This is a genomic window from Amycolatopsis sp. cmx-4-83, from assembly GCF_046548815.1.
GTDB lineage: Bacteria > Actinomycetota > Actinomycetes > Mycobacteriales > Pseudonocardiaceae > Amycolatopsis > Amycolatopsis pretoriensis_A.
Window position 1 is genome coordinate 444960 of record NZ_JAEBEF010000009.1, and the last position, 16838, is coordinate 461797.

11 protein-coding genes and 1 pseudogene are annotated in these 16838 nt (G+C 72.9%); 7 read left to right on the forward strand and 5 right to left on the reverse strand.

Features of this window, described 5'->3' with window-relative positions; translation table 11 throughout:
- Window positions 1-12: 12 nt before the first annotated feature.
- From ACLJQM_RS28995 to ACLJQM_RS29015, 5 genes are read left to right on the forward strand one after another with little or no spacing between them, the layout of a single operon-like run.
- On the forward strand, window positions 13-6282 hold the full coding sequence (locus ACLJQM_RS28995) for an amino acid adenylation domain-containing protein (protein ID WP_410633497.1): 6270 nt from the start codon (window positions 13-15) through the stop codon (window positions 6280-6282).
- Window positions 6279-9131 carry a condensation domain-containing protein gene (locus tag ACLJQM_RS29000; protein WP_410633498.1) on the forward strand — a complete coding sequence of 951 codons (2853 nt, stop codon included), beginning with the start codon at window positions 6279-6281 and terminating at the stop codon, window positions 9129-9131. The genes ACLJQM_RS28995 and ACLJQM_RS29000 overlap by 4 nt, the downstream gene beginning before the upstream one ends.
- On the forward strand, window positions 9119-9760 hold the full coding sequence (locus ACLJQM_RS29005; RefSeq protein ID WP_410633499.1) for a hypothetical protein: 642 nt from the start codon (window positions 9119-9121) through the stop codon (window positions 9758-9760). Before ACLJQM_RS29000 ends, ACLJQM_RS29005 begins: the two co-directional genes overlap by 13 nt.
- Window positions 9760-10467, forward strand: coding sequence for a thioesterase II family protein (locus ACLJQM_RS29010; RefSeq protein ID WP_360781348.1), 708 nt, complete (start codon window positions 9760-9762; stop codon window positions 10465-10467). The genes ACLJQM_RS29005 and ACLJQM_RS29010 overlap by 1 nt, the downstream gene beginning before the upstream one ends.
- A complete protein-coding gene (locus ACLJQM_RS29015; RefSeq protein WP_410633500.1) occupies window positions 10464-11633 on the forward strand; it encodes a thioester reductase domain-containing protein in 1170 nt (389 codons plus the stop codon). The genes ACLJQM_RS29010 and ACLJQM_RS29015 overlap by 4 nt, the downstream gene beginning before the upstream one ends.
- On the opposite strand, the gene ACLJQM_RS29020 is transcribed toward ACLJQM_RS29015, so the two are convergent.
- The 4 genes from ACLJQM_RS29020 to ACLJQM_RS29035 form a co-directional block, all read right to left on the reverse strand.
- Complete coding sequence (locus ACLJQM_RS29020; protein ID WP_410633501.1) at window positions 11624-13930, reverse strand: FdhF/YdeP family oxidoreductase; 2307 nt, start codon at window positions 13928-13930, stop codon at window positions 11624-11626. The genes ACLJQM_RS29015 and ACLJQM_RS29020 overlap by 10 nt on opposite strands.
- A gap of 32 nt (window positions 13931-13962) precedes the next feature.
- A complete protein-coding gene (locus ACLJQM_RS29025) occupies window positions 13963-14112 on the reverse strand; it encodes a hypothetical protein (protein WP_360781343.1) in 150 nt (49 codons plus the stop codon).
- Window positions 14109-15410: an MFS transporter gene (locus ACLJQM_RS29030; RefSeq protein WP_410633502.1), complete on the reverse strand. Its 1302-nt coding sequence runs from the start codon at window positions 15408-15410 to the stop codon at window positions 14109-14111. Before ACLJQM_RS29030 ends, ACLJQM_RS29025 begins: the two co-directional genes overlap by 4 nt.
- Before the next feature lie 88 nt (window positions 15411-15498).
- Window positions 15499-15936: a MarR family winged helix-turn-helix transcriptional regulator gene (locus ACLJQM_RS29035; RefSeq protein ID WP_247020628.1), complete on the reverse strand. Its 438-nt coding sequence runs from the start codon at window positions 15934-15936 to the stop codon at window positions 15499-15501.
- A 142-nt stretch (window positions 15937-16078) separates the two neighbouring features.
- Between ACLJQM_RS29035 and ACLJQM_RS29040 the strand changes: the two are divergent.
- A pseudogene (locus ACLJQM_RS29040) lies at window positions 16079-16378 on the forward strand (transposase); the annotation flags it as partial.
- Complete coding sequence (locus tag ACLJQM_RS29045; protein ID WP_410633590.1) at window positions 16293-16517, forward strand: transposase; 225 nt, start codon at window positions 16293-16295, stop codon at window positions 16515-16517. The pseudogene ACLJQM_RS29040 and the gene ACLJQM_RS29045, both read left to right, overlap by 86 nt.
- On the opposite strand, the gene ACLJQM_RS29050 is transcribed toward ACLJQM_RS29045, so the two are convergent.
- Entirely contained in the window at window positions 16514-16822 is a 309-nt protein-coding gene (locus ACLJQM_RS29050; RefSeq protein WP_360781339.1) for a hypothetical protein, read from the reverse strand. The two genes, ACLJQM_RS29045 and ACLJQM_RS29050, sit on opposite strands and share 4 nt — an antisense overlap.
- Window positions 16823-16838: the final 16 nt, after the last annotated feature.

The following is a 16838-nucleotide window of genomic DNA, read 5'->3' on the forward strand; positions in this document are numbered from 1 at the left end:
GGCGGGGGAGTAATGCCCGATTCGACGCCTTCGTCGATGCTGCCGTTGTCCGCCGGGCAGGAGGCGCTGTGGTTCCTGCACCGCTACGCGCCGGACAGCGCGTCCTACAACGTCGTGCTGGCCGTCCGGTTCCGGTCCGGCCTCGAAATCCCGCGGCTGGCCGACGCCGTCACCGGCCTGGCGGAGCGCCACGACCTGCTCCGGTCCGTCTTCGTCGAGCACGAAGGCCGGCCGGGGCGGGTGGTGCGCCCGGCGAGCCTGGTGCGTCTCGAAGTCCGGTCCGACCTCGCGGCGGCGGCGGCCGAACCGTTCGACCTCGGCCGGCGCGGCCCGTTCCGGGCGGTCGTGTGCCAGGAGGAGTCCGTCCTGCTGCTGGTCACGCACCACATCGCCACGGACTTCGTCTCCCAGGGCGTGCTGCTGCGCGACCTGCTGGACCGCTACACCGGCCATGACCTGCCGGAGCTGAAGGCGACCTACGCCGACTTCGTCGACGACGAGCGGCGAACACTGTCCTCGGATCGCGTGGCCGGGCTCGAACGGTACTGGACCGGGGAATGCGCCGGCGCGCCCACGATCTTCGAACTCCCGGCCGACCGGCCGCGGCCGCTGCGCCAGAGTTTCGCCGGCGCCACCCACGTCGTCCCACTGGACGTCGGGGCGAAGCTGCGCGCCCTCGCGCGGGAGGAGGCGGTCAGCCCCTTCACGGTCCTGCTGACCGCTTTCCAGGCGCTGCTGCACCGGTGCACCGGGCAACCCGACTTCCTGCTCGCCTGCCCGACGATGCCGGACCTGGTCGGGGCGCTGAAGGGTGTCACCGGCTACTTCGTCAACCCGGTCCCGGTCCGGGCGCGGTGCGAGCCGGACAGCACGTTCCGGGACCTGCTGCGGGCGACACACCACCGCGTGATCGGGGCGATGACCCACCGCGACTACCCGTTCCCGAAGCTCGTCGGCCTGCTCGACGTGCCCCGGGACCCCAGCCGGGCCCCGCTGGCCCAGATCGCGTTCAGCATGCAGGCGGCGGGCAGCTCGGGCGCGCTGCTCGACATGCACGCCGAAGGCGACCCCGGCGTCGTGCGCGAGTACCGGGGGCTCGAGCTGTCCGCGTATCCCTTGCCACAGCAGGAAGGGCAGTTCGACCTGTCGCTGGAAGTGGTCGAGACGAGCTCGTCGCTGCGGGCGGTCTTCAAGTACCGCACCGAGCTGTTCGACGCGGCGACGATCGCGCGGCTGGGCCGCAGCTTCGCGTGTCTGCTGGAGTCGGCGCTCGCCGGCCCCGGCCGCGCTCTGTCCACTTTGGACGTTCTCGACGCCGCCGCCCACGACGAGCTCGTCGAGCTGGGCACCGGCCGGTCCGCGAAGCTTTCCGCCGGGTCGGCGCACGAGCTGATCGCGGCCCGGGTGGCCGAGTCACCGCGGGCGGCGGCGGTGACGGCGGACGGCGTGGAACTCTCCTACGCCGAGCTGGACCACCTCGCGGGCGAGACCGCGCAGCTGCTGCTGGCCAACGGCGTGCGGGCCGGCGACCGGGTCGGCGTGCACCTGCGCAAGGGCCCGCGGCTCGCCGTCGCCGTGCTCGCCACCTTGAAGGCGGGCGCGACCTACCTGCCCATGGACCCCGGCCTGCCCGCCGACCGGATCGCGTTCATGCTGGCCGACACCGAGGCCGCGGTCGTCCTCAGCGAACCCGGTCTCGCCGAACGGCTTTCCGGCGTGACAGTGCTGGAAGTCGGCCAGACCGTGCTGCACGGGAGCTCAGGTGTGCCTGAGCCCGGCCCGGTCGCGAAGGACGCGGTGTTCGCCTGGGAACGCTCCGCGCCGGCGCCGGTCCTCGGGCTGTCGCCGGGGATCAAGATCACGCCGCTGCCGCCGCCGACGGTCCCGGAGACCGCTTACCTGATCTACACGTCCGGCTCGACCGGCACCCCCAAGGGCGTCCGCGTCGGCCACCGCGGGCTGGTCAACCTGGCCGAGTGGCAACGCGAAGAGCTGCGCGCCGGTCCGGGCAGCGTCGTCCTGCAGTTCGCCCCGATCGGCTTCGACGCGTCGGTCTGGGAGCTCGTGATGGCGCTCGGCTCGGGCGCGACCCTGCACTTCCCGCCGCCCGAGCTGACGCTCGCCGGGGCGGAGCTCGCCGCCGTCGTCGCCGGCGGCGGGGTCACGCACCTGACCGCGCCGCCGTCGGTGCTGGCCACGATCGCCCCCGGCGACGTGCCGACGCTGACCCACGTCGTCGCCGCGGGCGAGGAGTGCCCGGCCGAGCTGGCCCGCACGTGGAGCGAGCACGTCGCCTTCTACAACGGTTACGGCCCGACGGAGACCACGGTGTGCGCGACCGCCCACCGCTGCCGCCCCGACGGCCGCCGGCCCGCGATCGGCCGGCCGTTGCGCAACACGCGGGTCTACGTGACCGACGACGCGCTCCGGCTCGTGCCGTACGGTGCCGTCGGCGAACTGGTCGTGGGCGGTGCCGGCGTGGCCGGCGGATACCTCGGCCGGCCGGAGCTGACCGCCGAGAAGTTCGTCGACGACCCGTTCGGGCCCGGGCGGGCCTACCGGACGGGGGACCTCGCCCGGTGGCGGCCGGACGGGAGCCTGGAGTTCCTGGGCCGGCGTGACCGGCAGGTCAAGATCCGCGGGTTCCGGATCGAGCTGGGCGAGGTCGAGGCCCTGCTGTCCGCGCACCCGGACGTGCGGCACGCGGTGGCGACCGTGTCCGGACGGCGGATCATCGCCCACGTCCTGCCGCGGGACCCGGCCGATCCGCCGTCCGGAGTGGACGAGGGCCTGCCCGGTCACCTGCGGCCGTCGGCGATCCACTTCGTCACCGAGTTCCCGTTGACCCCCAACGGGAAGATCGACCGGCAGGCCCTGAGCACGGCATCGGTCGCGGAGCCGGCCGCACCCCGGACCGCGGCGGAGCGGGAGCTGGCGGCCATCCTGTGCGCTGAGCTGGAGCTGTCCGAGGTCGGGGTGCACGACGACTTCTTCGCGCTGGGCGGGCATTCCCTGCTCGCCGCGCGGCTGGCGTTCCGGGTGCGGGAGCGCCTCGGCGCCGAGCTGTCGCTCTCGCAGATCCTGCACCACCCGACCGTGGCCGCGATGGCCGCGCTGATCGACCGGCCGGCCGAAGAAGCCGGTTACCCCCAGGTCGTCCCCGATCCGGCGGCGGCCGGCGAGCCGTTCCCGCTGACCGACGTCCAGCAGGCGTACCTGCTCGGCCGGCGCACGGACTTCACGCTCGGGGGCGTGTCGGCGCACGGCTACTTCGAGCTCGAAGGGGAAGAACTCGACGCGGACCGGCTCACCGACGCCTGGAACACCGTCGTCCGGCGCCACCCGATGCTGCGCGCGGTCTTCGACGGCACCAGCCAGCGCGTCCTGCCCGAAGTACCCCGCTACGAAATCGCCGTCTGCGCCCCGGAGCAGCTGGCCGCGGTCCGCGCCGAAATGTCGCACCAGGTCCTGCCCGCCGACCGGTGGCCGCTGTTCGACATCCGGCTGACCCGGCTGCCCGGGCGTTCGCGCCTGCACCTGAGCTTCGACGGCCTGGTGGCCGACGGCGCCAGCCTGCGTCAGGTCCTGCGGGAGTGGGCGCGGGCGTACGACGACCCGGCCGCGGAGTGGGCGCCGGTCGGCCTCGACTTCCGCGACTACGTACTGGCGGAACAGCGCATCGAGGGAACCGAGCGCTACCGCCGCTCCCGCGATTACTGGCAGGCGCGGATCCCGGAGCTGCCCGCCGGGCCGGACCTGCCGGTGCGCGAGGAGACCGGCACGCCGGCGTTCGAGCGGCTGGCCGCGCGGCTCGACCCCGCCACCTGGACGGCGTTGCGCCGCCGGGCCGCCGCCGAAGGGCTGAGCCCGTCGAACGTGCTGCTGGCCGCGTACGCCGAGGTGCTGGCGGCCTGGAGCCGCAGCCGGCACTTCTGCGTGAACCTCACGTTGTTCAACCGGCTGCCGCTGCACGAGCGGGTCCCGGACGTCGTCGGCGACTTCACGTCGTTGACCCTGCTCGAAGTCGACTTCCGCGCGCCGGGGACCTTCCCGGACAAGGCGCGGGCCCTGCAGTCGCGGCTGTGGGCGGACCTGGACCACCGCCACTACAGCGGCATCCGGGTGCAGCGGGACTGGGTGCGGGCCGGCGGCGAGGGCCGCACGGGCGCGACCATGCCCGTGGTCTTCACCAGCGTGCTGGACGACGGCAACGGCGGCTGGGGCTTCGAACGGTTCGGTGAACTGGCCGAGAGCACCAGTCAGACCCCGCAGGTGTGGCTGGACCACGTCGTGGTCGAACGCGACGGCGGTGTGGACCTCGTCTGGAACGTCGTGCCGGCGCTCTTCCCGGAGGGCGTGCTCGACGACATGTTCGCCGCCTACCAGGCGTTCCTGGGCCGGCTCGCCGCGGACGAGGGCACCTGGGCGGACCGCCGCACCGACTTCCGCTCGCCGGCCGATGTCCGGGACCAGCGGGCCGCCAACGCGACCGCGCACGACTGGGAGCGGGTGCCGCTGCTGCACGAACCGTTCTTCGAGGTGGCCGAGCGGGAGCCGGACCGGATCGCGGTGTACGCGGCGGGGCGGACGCTGTCCTACGGCGAACTCGCCGAACGCGCCGGGGCCGTCGCCGCGGCACTGCGGTCCGGCGGCGTGGCCGAGGGCGAGCTCGTCGCGGTCATGCTCGACAAGAGCTGGGAGCAGGTGGCGGCGGTGCTGGGCGTGCTGCGGGCGGGCGCGGCCTACCTGCCGGTGAACGTCCGGCTGCCCGCCGCCCGGCGCGCGCTGCTGCTGCGCGAGGCCGGTGTCCGGGCGGTGGTGACCCGGTCCGCCAATGCGGAGCTGGTCGAAAGCCTCGACGACGTCCCCGCGGACCTGCGGGTCGTGCTCGCCGACCGGGTGCCGGCGGCGGCGCCGCCGTCGACGACGCGGTCCGGGGAAGACCTGGCGTACGTGATCTACACGTCGGGCTCGACCGGCAAGCCGAAGGGGGTGGTGATCGACCACCGCAGTGCCGTCAACACCCTCCTCGACGTCAACCGGCGGTACGGGATCACCGGCGACGACACGGCGCTCGCCTTGTCCAGCTTGAGCTTCGACCTCTCGGTGTACGACATCTTCGGCGTCCTCGGCGTCGGCGGGACGCTCGTGGTGCCCGACCACGAAGCCGAGCTGGATCCCGCGCACTGGCTGCAGCTCGTGGCCAAGTACCAGGTGACGGTGTGGAACTCGGTGCCCGCGCTGATGCGGCTGGCGGTCCAGTGGGCCGAGCTGGGCGACCCCGCTTCCCTCGCGTCGCTGCGGGTCGTGCTGCTCAGCGGGGACTGGATCCCGCTCACGCTGCCCGGCGAGATCCGCGCGTGCGCGCCGGACGCGGAGGTGATCGGCATGGGCGGCGCCACCGAGGCGGCCATCTGGTCGAACTTCCACCGCGTCGGCGAGCCGCTGCCCGGGTGGCCGAGCGTGCCCTACGGCAAACCCCTGGCCAACCAGACGTTCGCCGTGCTCGACGAGGCCCTGCAGCCCCGGCCGGCCTGGGTGCCGGGTGAGCTGTTCATCGGCGGCGCCGGCCTGGCGGTGGGGTACCTCGACGACCCGGAGCTGACCGCGAAGAAGTTCATCACCCATCCGGTGACCGGTGAGCGGCTCTACCGCACCGGCGACTGGGGGCGGTACCGGCCGGGTGGCATCCTGCAGTTCCTCGGCCGCGACGACCTGCAGGTGAAGGTGAACGGCAACCGGATCGAGCTCGGCGAGATCGAGTCGGTCCTGCTGCGCCACGCGAGCGTCGAGGACGCGGTCGTGACCGCGCCGGTGATCAAGGGCGACCGGCGGCTGGTGGCGTACGTCGTGTCCGAAGTGGACGCCGAAGACGTCCGCCGGCACCTCCGCGAGCAACTCCCGCCCTACATGGTGCCCGCGACGGTCGTGCACCTGGACAGCCTTCCGTTGAGCGCCAACGGCAAGGTCGACCGCGGCCGGCTACCGGTGCCCGACGCCCCGGCGGCCGGCTCGGGCACCAAGCCCGCGTCGGCGACCGAGCACAAGCTCGCCGGGCTCTGGGCCGAAGCGCTGGGCCTGTCCGAGGTCGGCACCGACGAGAGCTTCTTCGTGCTGGGCGGTGACTCGCTGATCGCCATCCGGCTGCTGGCCAGGGTGGAGGAGGAGTTCGGCGTCCGGGTCGGCGTGCGGGAGGTCTTCGAAACGCCGACGGTCGGCGGCCTGGCGGCGCTGATCGACCGGCGACCCGCCGAAGACGACTGGGTGGAGGAGGAGCTGTGACGACCGGCGAACTCGTGCGGTGGCTCACCGAGAAGGGCATTTCGCTGAAGGTCACCGGCGACCGGCTCGTGGTGCGGTCCCAGCCGGGAACCCTGACCGACGAGATCCGCGCCCTGCTCCGGGAGCACAAGTCCGAGCTGCTCGACGAGCTCGCGGCGCCGGCGGGCCAGGACGCGCCGCTGTCGTTCGGGCAGCAGCAGCTGTGGCTGCTCGACCAGCTCCCGGGCGGCGGCGTGGCGTACAACGTCACGGCCGTGCTCCACGTGACCGGTGCCCTCGAACCGGCCGCGCTGGAACGCGCTTTCACCGAACTGGTGCGGCGCAACGAGGTCCTCCGGACCTGCTTCACCGAACACGAAGGCGTTCCGGTGCAGCGGGTGATCGAGGACTTCGCGGTGCCCGTGCGGGTGGTCGGCGCCCGGGACGTGCGCGAGGTGGCCACCGAGTCCGCCCTGCGGCGCTTCGACCTGACCCGGGACGTCCTCGTCCGGCTGACCCTGGTGCGGCACGACGAGGACGAGCACGACCTCGTGATCACGATGCACCACATCGCGGGCGACGCGCTGTCGATGGGCCTGCTGTTCGGCGAGCTCGCCGAGCTGTACTCCGCGTTCGCCGCCGGCGAGCCGTCGCCGCTGCCGGAGCCCGGCGTCCAATACCGGGACTTCGCGCGCTGGCAGCAGGACCGGTTCGCCCGGACCGACCCGGCCGAGCTGGAGTTCTGGCGGGAGTACCTGCGCGGCGCCCCGGTCGAGATCGACCTGCCGGCGGACCGGCCCCGGCCCGCGGAACGCTCCTTCGCCGGCGGCACCATCCGGTTCACCGTGCCCGCCGACGTGGCCGCGGGCCTGAAGCAGCTCGCCGGCCGCTACGGCGCCACCCTGTTCATGGCCCTGCTCGCGGTGCTGAAGACGTTGCTGGCACGGCACAGCGGCCAGCGCGACGTCGTGGTCGGCATCCCGATGGCCAACCGGCAGCACCGGAGCTTCCGCGACGCCATCGGCTTCTTCGTCACCACGCTCGCCATCCGGACGGACGTGACCGGGGACCCGTCGTTCGAGGAGTTCCTGCGCCGGGTGCGGGACGCGGCACTGGCGGCGTTCGCGCACGGCGACGTGCCGTTCGAGCACGTCGTGCGGGCGGTGCAGGGCTCGGGCAGCTCGAGCCGGCTCCCCGTGTACCAGGTGATGTTCGGCCTGCAGACCGGCGATCCCGGCCGGATCGAGCTGCCCGGGTGCAAGGTCGAGGAGCTCCCGTTCGACCCGCCGACGGCCAAGCACGACCTGACCGTGCTGATCGACGACGTCCCCGGCGGGCTGGCCGTGCGGCTGGAGTACAACGGCGACATCTTCGAGCCCGCCACGGCACGGCGGCTCGCCGTGCACTTCGCCGAGCTCTGCTCGGCGATCGTGGCCGACCCGGGCCGTCCGCTGTCCCGGCTGCCGATGACCGACGCCGTCGAACGCGCCGACCTGGCGCTGTTCCGCGGCGCCCAGCGGATCGACATCACCGACTCCCGCGGCGAGTCCGTCGCCGTCGGCGTGCCCGGGGACCTGGTCGTCGTCGACGAGCACGGGCCTCGGCCGCTCGGCCGCCGGGCCCGCTGGCGCGCGGACGGCCGCCTCGACCTGCTCGACGGCGGCGGCTACGAGGTGCACGGTGTCCGGGCACAGCCGGTGCACGAGGCCCCCGCGGCACTCGGCGACGACGTCGAGCAGATCGTCACGCAGGTCTGGGCGAACGTGCTCGGGGTCGACGACCCGTCGCCGTCGGACGACTTCTTCGCCCTGGGTGGCAGTTCGATGGCGGCAATGCAGGTCAACTGGGAGCTGCGCAAGCTCCTCGGCGTCGAGATCCCGATGACGGAAGTGTTCGAGAACCCGACGGTGAGCGGGCTCGCCGCGCTCGTCAGGGCGGCGTCGGGCGGCGGCAGCGGTTCGGGCTGGCGGCGGGAGGAGCTGCCGGCCGGCGGGCCCGGGCACCTCTGGAACGTCGCCGCGCTCGGCGCCGACGACGTGTGGGCGGCCGGCCAGTCCGACGCCGGCTCGGTGGTCCTGCACCGGGACGGGCACTCGTGGACGGCCGTGGACCACCCCGAACTGCGCCGGGTGGTCGGGATCGCCGCGGCCGCGGCGGACGACGTCTGGCTTTCGGGACGGGCGGGCCTGCTGCACTGGGACGGCTCCCGGTGGAAGCGGGCGGCGGACTTCGACTGCGCTTCGGTGATCGCCACCGGCGGCATGGTCCGGACGTTGCTCCGACCGGCGACGGCCGACGAGCCGCTGTCGGTCGCGAGCTGGGACGGTACGGAGTGGCAGCACCGCGCGGTGCCGCTGACCCTGCCCGCGGAGACCCTGCACGGCTGCCTCAGCGCCGCCGGCCCCGACGAGTTCTGGGTCTCCACCATGCGCTCGCTCGGCGACGGCACCACCGAGTCGGTGGTGCTGCGCTGGGACGGCGATTGGTCCACTGTGGACCTACCGGCGGACGCCGAGGTGATCCGCGTGGCCGCACTGGCGGCGGACGACGTCTGGGTTCTCGGCGCGAGGGCGTCGGCGAGCCTGGCGCTGCGCTGGGACGGCGGCAAGTGGACGGACACCACCGAAGGTTCCGGGCTGTCGGGCCGGATCAACAGCATTGTGCGCACCGGCGACGCGTGGTACGCGGCCGGCGGGGGCGACGGCGACCCGGGCCGCCTGCTGCGCTGGACGGGGGACCGGTGGACGGAGCTCGCGGCGCCGAGGTCGTTGCTGCTGGGCGACCTGGTCCGGTTGCCGGGGACCGGCGAGTTCGTCGCCGGTGGCGCGGCCGACGACGGGATGGCGGTGTTCCGGGGGTGCCTGCCGTGATGGCCGTCGAGCTGACCGGGCCACTCGACGTGGACGCCCTGGTGCGGGCGCTCGCCGATCTCGGGGCGGCCACCGCGTTGACACTCGGTGGCGACGGTCCGGCCCGGGGTGAGCCCAGCCTGGTCCGCCTCGGCCCCGGCCGGCACACGCTGACCCTGCCGGTGCCGGACGAGCGGTCGAAAGCGCTGCTGCTGAACGCGCTCAGGACCGTTTACGCCGACTTCGCCGAGGGCCTGCCGTCCTCGTTGCTCCGGCGCCCGGCCGCCGTGCGGGGGAGCCTGCGCCCGGCGACGGTGACTCGCCACCGGATCCCGGCCGAGGTGCTCGAGGGCCTGCGCACGCTGGCCGAGCACCGGGGGTGCACCCTCGTCGAGCTCCTGCGCTCCCTGTACGAGCAGGTGGCCGGCGAGGACTGCGCGTTCGACCACGACGCCGGGCACGAACCGGCGGCCGTCGACTTCGTCCCGCTGGAGCCCGCGGAGCACTTCACCCGTTACCGCCACCACCTCACCGCCGATGCTTCCGGTGGCCTGGTCCTGGTGGCCGCGGCCGACGCGGACGACCTGCTGGCGGAGTTCGAGGGAGTCCTGGCCGACGCGGCCGGCCTGTGCGTCGAGGAGAGCTTTTGATGCAGCCCTGGTTCCCCTACGGCGAACCGGACGCACAGGCCCGCGTCCGGCTGTTCTGCCTGCCCTACGCCGGTGGCGCGGCGAGCTCGTACCACCCGTGGTGGCAGCTCCGCGACCGCGACGTGGACATCGTGCCGGTCCAGCTGCCGGGCCGCGAGAACCGCGTGGGCGAAGCCCCGGCGACGGACCTGCACCACCTCGTCGACAGCTTGGTGGAGGTTGTTTCGGGGTACGGGCCATTCGCTCTCTTCGGGCACAGCATGGGCGCGCTCATCGCGTACGAGCTCGCCCACCGGACCGGGCCCGAGCGGCTGTTCGTCTCCGGGGCCGTCGCGCCGGGCACGCTCACCGGCGACGGGACGACGTACCGGTTGCCCCGGCACGAGGTGGTCGGCGAACTGCGGCGGCTCAACGGCACCCCCGCGGCGGTGCTGGACGACGAAGACCTGCTGGACCTGCTGCTGCCGCGGCTGCGCGCCGACTGGCAGGTCGCCGACACCTACCGTCCCTCGACCGCCCGGGTGGCGGCGCCGATCAGTGCCTTCGGTGGCACCAGCGACCCGGATGTGCCGCTGGCGGGCCTGCTGGCCTGGCGGGAGCACGCCGAAGACGTCCGGACGAGGGTGTTGCCCGGTGACCACTTCTTCGTCGACCAGCACACCCGGGCGCTGGCCGACCTCGTCCGCGCCGACCTGGGCACGCCGTGACGCCGCAGGACGACGCCGTGCCCGACGAGTCGGTGACGGGGGCCCGCAGCGCACCCGCGCGGTCCGGTCCGCCGGAGCGGATCCTGCTCACCGGCGCGACCGGGTTCCTGGGCGCGTTCCTGCTGCGCGAGCTCCTGGACCGCACCGGCGCCACGGTGTTCTGCCTGGTCCGCGGCGGAGCCGAGCGCGCGCACCGGAACCTGGCGCGGTACGGGCTCGCGCGCGAAGGTGATGAGGACCGCGTGGCGGTGGTCGGCGGCGCCCTCGACCGGCCCTCGCTGGGCTTGGACCCGCTGACGGCGGGGCTGCTCGCCGAAAGCATGGACGCGATCGTCCACAACGGATCCCGCGTCAACCTCGCGGAGGGGTACGCGCCGCTGAAGGCCGCGAACGTCGACGGGACCCACGAGATCCTCCGGCTCGCCGCGCGATATCGCGTCACGCCCGTGCACTACGTGTCCTCGGCGGGCGTCGCGATTCCTCCCCGGCCGGTGCCGTCGATCCGCGAAGACCGGGCGGTGGCGCTGGAAGACGTCGCCCCGATCGGTTATCTGCGCACGAAATGGGTGGCCGAGCGCCTGGTGCGCACCGCGGCGTCGCGAGGGGTTCCGGCTTCGGTCTACCGCCCGGGCCGGATCGCCGGCCACTCCCGGACCGGCGCCGGCACGGCCGACGACGCGTTCTGGCAGCTCCTGCGGGCCTTGGTCCTCGTCGGCGCCGTCCCGGACACCACGGGCGACGTCCTGATCGACCTCGTCCCGGCCGACCACGTCGCCGAGGCGCTGGTCCGGCTGGTCCGGCAGCCGTCGGCACTGGGCCGGACCTACCACCTGGCGAACTCCGCCCGGATCCCGTTCGGCACGGTGCTGGCGGCCTTGCGGAGCGACGGCTATGCCCTGCGGGTGGTGTCCAAGAGCGCGTTCACCGACCTGGTGCGGGCGTCCGCCGACCCCGGCGTGCAGCGCGTCGCCCTGGTCAACGCCCTGGTGCCGAGCGTCCTGGACACCAGCGACCCGGTCTTCGACCAGCGCAACGTCGAGCGGGCCCTGCCGTCGCCCGGCTGCCCGCCGGTCGACGAAGAGCTGATCACCCGCTATCTGCGGTACCTGGTCGGGACCGGGGGTTTCCCGGCCCCGACGGCCCAGCCGCGGGTGACTCAGGGCTGAGGTTCGAGGCGCACCACGATCGCCTTCGAGACCGGGGTGTTCGACTTGTCCGCCACCGAGTCCAGCGGGACCAGCGCGTTCGCCTCGGGGAAGTACGCCGCCGCGCAGCCGCGGGCCGTCGGGTACGCCACGGTGCGGAACGCCGGGGCGCGGCGGTCGCCGTCGCGCCATTCGGAGACCAGGTCGACCATCGCCCCGTCGGCCAGGCCCAGCTCGGCCAGGTCGTCGGGGTTGACCAGCACCACCCGGCGGGCGTTCTCGATGCCGCGGTAGCGGTCGGACAGGCCGTAGATCGTGGTGTTGTACTGGTCGTGGCTGCGCATCGTCTGCAGCAGCAGCCGGCCCTCGGGTACCTGCGGGTACTCCAGCTCCGACACCGTGAAGTTGCCCTTGCCGTTGGCCGTGCCGGTGAACTCGCGGGAGTCGCGCGGCGCGTGCGGGAGGACGAACCCGTCCGGCTCGCGGACGCGGCGGTTGTAGTCGTGGCAGCCGGGCACGACCCGCGAGATGCGGTCGCGGATCAGGTCGTAGTCGGTCTCGAACGTCCGCCACCGCACCGCGTGGCCCGCGCCGAACAGCCGCTCGGCCAGCCGGGCGACGATGGCGACCTCGGACAGGAGGTGCTCGCTCGCCGGCTTGAGACGCCCGCGTGAGGTGTGCACCTGCGACATCGAGTCCTCGACCGTGACGAACTGCTCGCCGCTCGCCTGGACGTCGCGCTCGGTGCGCCCGAGCGTCGGCAGGACCAGGGCCGTGCGGCCGTGGACGACGTGCGACCGGTTCAGCTTCGTCGAGACGTGCACGGTCAGCGAGCACGACTCGAGCGCCTTCTCGGTGGCGTCCGTGTCCGGCGTCGCCGAGGCGAAGTTGCCGCCGACGGCGAAGAAGACCTTGCCGCGGCCGTCGCGCATCGCGCGGATCGCGTCGACGGTGTCCAGGCCGTGCTCGCGCGGGACGTCGATGCCGAATTCCGCGGCGAGGGCGTCCATGAAGGACTGCGGCATCTTCTCCCAGATGCCCATGGTCCGGTCGCCCTGGACGTTCGAGTGCCCGCGCACCGGGCACAGGCCCGCGCCGGGCTTGCCGATCATCCCGCGCATCAGCGCCAGGTTCGCGATCTCGGAGATCGTCGGCACGGCGTGCTTGTGCTGCGTCAGGCCCATCGCCCAGCAGTAGATCGTGCGCTCGGAGGAGGCGATCATCCGCGCGACGCGCTCGATCTGCTCGCGCGGCAGCCCGGTGGCGCGCTCGACCTCGGGCCAGTCGATCTCCCGCAGGTGCTTCGCGTAGTCGTCGAACCCTTCGGTGACGCGATCGACGAACTCGCGGTCGACGATCGCGCCGGGCGCTTCCCCGTCCCACTTGAGCAGCAGGTGCCCGACGGCCTGGAACAGCGCCAGGTCGCCGCCGAGGCGGATCTGGGCGAACTCGTCGGCCAGCGGCGTGCCCTTGCCGACGACGCCACGGACGTTCTGCGGGTTCTTGAACCGCATCAGCCCGGCTTCGGGCAGCGGGTTCACGGCGATGATCCGCGCGCCGTTGCCCTTGGCCTCTTCGAGCGCCGAGAGCATCCGCGGGTGGTTGGTGCCCGGGTTCTGCCCGACGACGACGATCAGGTCCGCCTTGTGGATGTCGGCCAGGCTCACGGAGCCCTTGCCGACGCCGGTGGTGGCCGACAGCGCCGCGCCCGAGGACTCGTGGCACATGTTGGAGCAGTCCGGCAGGTTGTTGGTGCCGAAGGAGCGCACCATCAGCTGGTAGAGGAACGCGGCCTCGTTGCTGGTGCGGCCCGAGGTGTAGAAGAACGCCTCGTTCGGGTCGGTCAGCGCCTTCAGCTCGCCGGCGACGAGCTCGAACGCGTCGTCCCAGGAGATCGGTTCGTAGTGCGTGGCGCCTTCGCGCAGCACGAACGGCTCGGTGATCCGGCCCTGCTGGCCGAGCCAGTAGTCGGTCTTGCCCCGCAGGTCTTCGATCGGGTGCGCCGCGAAGAAGTCGCGGTCCACCCGCCGTTTCGTGGCTTCCTCGGCGACGGCCTTGGCGCCGTTTTCGCAGAACTCGGCGAGCTTGCGCTTCTCACCGTCGACCTCACGCGGTTCCGGCCACGCGCAGCCGGGGCAGTCGAAGCCCTCGCGCTGGTTCAGCAGCCGCAGCGCCTTGATCGTCCGGCCGGTGCCCATCTGCTCGACGCTGCGCGCGAGCGACACGGCGACCCCGGGTATCCCGGCCGCCCAGCCCTTCGGCTTGCCCACCTCGAGGCGGGTTTCGTCCACGTCCTGCGCCGGCGCTTCACGGGTCATGTGTTCATCGTGCGCTTCGATGACGGTGCGCGCTAACGGGGGTCGCGCCGGAGTCCCTTGTCGGCGACGGTGACGGCGAGCAGCAGCACGCTGATGACGACGAGGGCGATCGCGAGCCGGTGCAGGCCGGCCGAGTCGGCGTGCGGGCCGTGGTGCCGGGTGCGCGATGGGGGTGTGGTCATGTTTTTGCGGCGCGGAGTCCCTTGTCGGCGACGGTGACGGCGAGCAGCAGCACGCTGATGACGACGAGGGCGATCGCGAGCCGGTGCAGGCCGGCCGAGTCGGCGTGCGGGCCGTAGCAGAGCGCGATGAGCGTCGAAGCGACGATCGCGCCCAGGTACTGGGCCGTGCGGAACAGGCCGCTCGCGGTGCCCATCTGCTCGGCGGGTGCCTCGCGGTAGAGCGTCGTCTGGTTCGCGACGCTGGTCAGGCCCTGCGCCAGGCCGAACAACGCGGCCAGCGCGAGCAGCGCACCGATCCACGTGCCGTCCTGGACGAACAGCAGCAGCGCCGAGCCGCCGGCCAGGGCGACCGCGACGGTGACCAGCCGTGTCTTGAGCCCGGACGCGCGCCCCGAGAACGCCGCCGCGCACACCGCCGTGCCCGACATCGGCAGCAGCATCAGCCCGGCGGCCTCCTCGGACAGGTGCCGCGCGGTCTCGAGCCATTGGACGTAGCCGAACATGATCGCGTAGATCGCCATGAAGCTCAGTGCCTGCCGCAGGTAGGTGCGCAGGATCGCGGTGTTCGCGGCGAGCATCCGGAGGTCGAGGAAGGGCGTGTCGCGCCGCAGTTCGACGAGGGTGAACGCGATCCCGAACGCGGCGACGACGGCGAGCAGCCAGGCGTCGGCACCCGGGTCCATCAGGAAGAACAGCAGCGCCAGCAGCGTCGCGGAGAACAGCGCGATGCCGAGCACGTCGATGCGGGTGGCGCTGCGCGCGCCGCGGTCGTCCTTCGGCACCCACGCCCATGCCAGCACCAGCGACAGCCCGGCGAGCGGGATGTTGACGGCGAAGATCGTGGGCCAGCCGAAGAGGCCGATCAGCACGCCGCCGAGCGTCGGGCCGATCACCATCACCGTCTGCGCGGACATCGAGAGCACCGAAAGGACGCGGGCGGGCACGCCTTGGCCGCTCGCTTCGGCGTGATGGCGCAGCACGGCCATCGCGGCCGGGAACCCGGCGCACGTACCGAGGCCGAGCACGACCCGTACGCCCGTCAGCCAGCCCACCGACAGCGGGACCATGCCCGCGATCCCGGCGATGATCACCAGCGTCGCGCCGCCCAGCAGGACGCGGCGGGCGCCGTAGCGGTCCACCAGCAGCCCGACCACCGGCTGCCCGACCGCGGTGGCGAGGTAGAGCGCCGAGATCAGCCAGGCGGTCTGGCCGGGACCGGCGCCGAAGCTCTGCCCGATCGGCACGAGCGCGACGGCGATGAGGGTGGAGTTGATCGGGTTGAGCACCGCGCCGGCCACCAGCGGGGTGACCAGGCGGGCGCCGAACTTGGCGGGTGCGGTGACGGTGGTCGTGAGGAACTCCTTGGTTTTCGCAGGCCGGCTGGATTCAGTGCTGGGCGACGCGCTGGAGCAGCGGCAGCGCGCGCGTGACGGCGTCGAGCTCGGCGGGGGACAGCTCGTCCAGCAGCGCCTGGGCCAGCCACTCTTCGCGGTGCTGGAGGATGCCGCGCACGGTGTCGCTGCCGGCCGCGGAGAGGCTGATCACCACGCGCCGCCGGTCGGCGGGATCGGGCGTGCGGGCGAGGTAACCGAGCTCGTCGAGCACGCCGAGGGTGGCGGCCATGGACTGCTGCCGCACGTGCTCGGCGGCGGCCAGCTCACCCTGCGTCGCGGGTCCTTCGCGGTGCAGCCGGTTGAGCACGGCGGACTGCGACGGCGTGAGGATCCCGGCGTTGTCGACCTGGCGCAGCCGCCGGTGCAGCTGCCCGACGACCCCGCGGATCCAGCCGGCGCTCTCGGCCACGTGCGGAGGTACTTCGCCCATGCACACAGTTTAACTGTTCAGTCCAGACTGTGTATCCGGGTGTGACGCACCCCGCTTCCGGGGTGGCGCAGCAGCGCGCCACGAACACCACGCACCTCACCGGGGGCTGGGTCGAACTACACGGATCTGCGCACCGAGCCGCCTGACCACGCGATCGGCCGCTCCCGCGGCGGCCAGGCAGGGGGACGCACCGATGTTCCCGCATCTCATGCGGTATCTGCGCGTCGCTCGGCTTGGACGCGGGCGAGCCCGCACCCGGCCCGACCGTGTTCGCGGCGACAAGGCCTATTCACCGCGGGCGATCCGCGGGCATCTGCGTGACCGCGGCATCACCGTGGTGATCCCTGAACCTGCCGATCAGGCCGGGTACCGCAAACGCCGCGGTTCCCGGCGGCGGGCACCCGCCCGCCTTCGACCCGGTCGACCACCGCGGCCGCAACGTGGTCGAACGACGCTTCAACCTGCTCAAACAGTGGCGTGGCTTGGCAACTCGCTACGACAAGTTGGCCATCGTTTACGGATCGGCGGTCGTCCTGCCTGCCGTGAGCACCTGGGCCAGGGCTTTGTCGGACACGAGCTAGGCGCTGACGCCGAAGAAGGCGAACGGGTCTTCGTTGACGCCGATGCCCTGGATCTGGTGCACGATGATCGCCGCGGCGACCAGGCCGACCACGATGAGCAGGGCCAGCACGCCCGGCCAGCGGCTCTCACCCGGCCGCTGGTGACCGCCCGCGCGCTGCTCGCGCTTGCGGCGTTTCCTGAGGTCCTTCTTGGCGCCCAGCCAGGCGTCGCGCTCGGCGAACTTCTGCCAATCCGGGTTCATCAGGTCCGGGTGCGTCTCGAGGCGCCGGTCGTCCGGATCCTGCGGCTGGTGAGGCTGTGCCATCCCGAGTGCCTTCCCC

Bases quoted from the DNA above. Each gene is read 5' to 3' on its own strand.
- ACLJQM_RS29025 (WP_360781343.1), bottom strand. From the start codon at position 14,112: ATGACCACACCCCCATCGCGCACCCGGCACCACGGCCCGCACGCCGAC.
- ACLJQM_RS29020 (WP_410633501.1), bottom strand. From the start codon at position 13,930: ATGACCCGTGAAGCGCCGGCGCAGGACGTGGACGAAACCCGCCTCGAG.
- ACLJQM_RS29050 (WP_360781339.1), bottom strand. From the start codon at position 16,822: ATGGCACAGCCTCACCAGCCGCAGGATCCGGACGACCGGCGCCTCGAG.
- ACLJQM_RS29035 (WP_247020628.1), bottom strand. From the start codon at position 15,936: ATGGGCGAAGTACCTCCGCACGTGGCCGAGAGCGCCGGCTGGATCCGC.
- ACLJQM_RS28995 (WP_410633497.1), top strand. From the start codon at position 13: ATGCCCGATTCGACGCCTTCGTCGATGCTGCCGTTGTCCGCCGGGCAG.
- ACLJQM_RS29010 (WP_360781348.1), top strand. From the start codon at position 9,760: ATGCAGCCCTGGTTCCCCTACGGCGAACCGGACGCACAGGCCCGCGTC.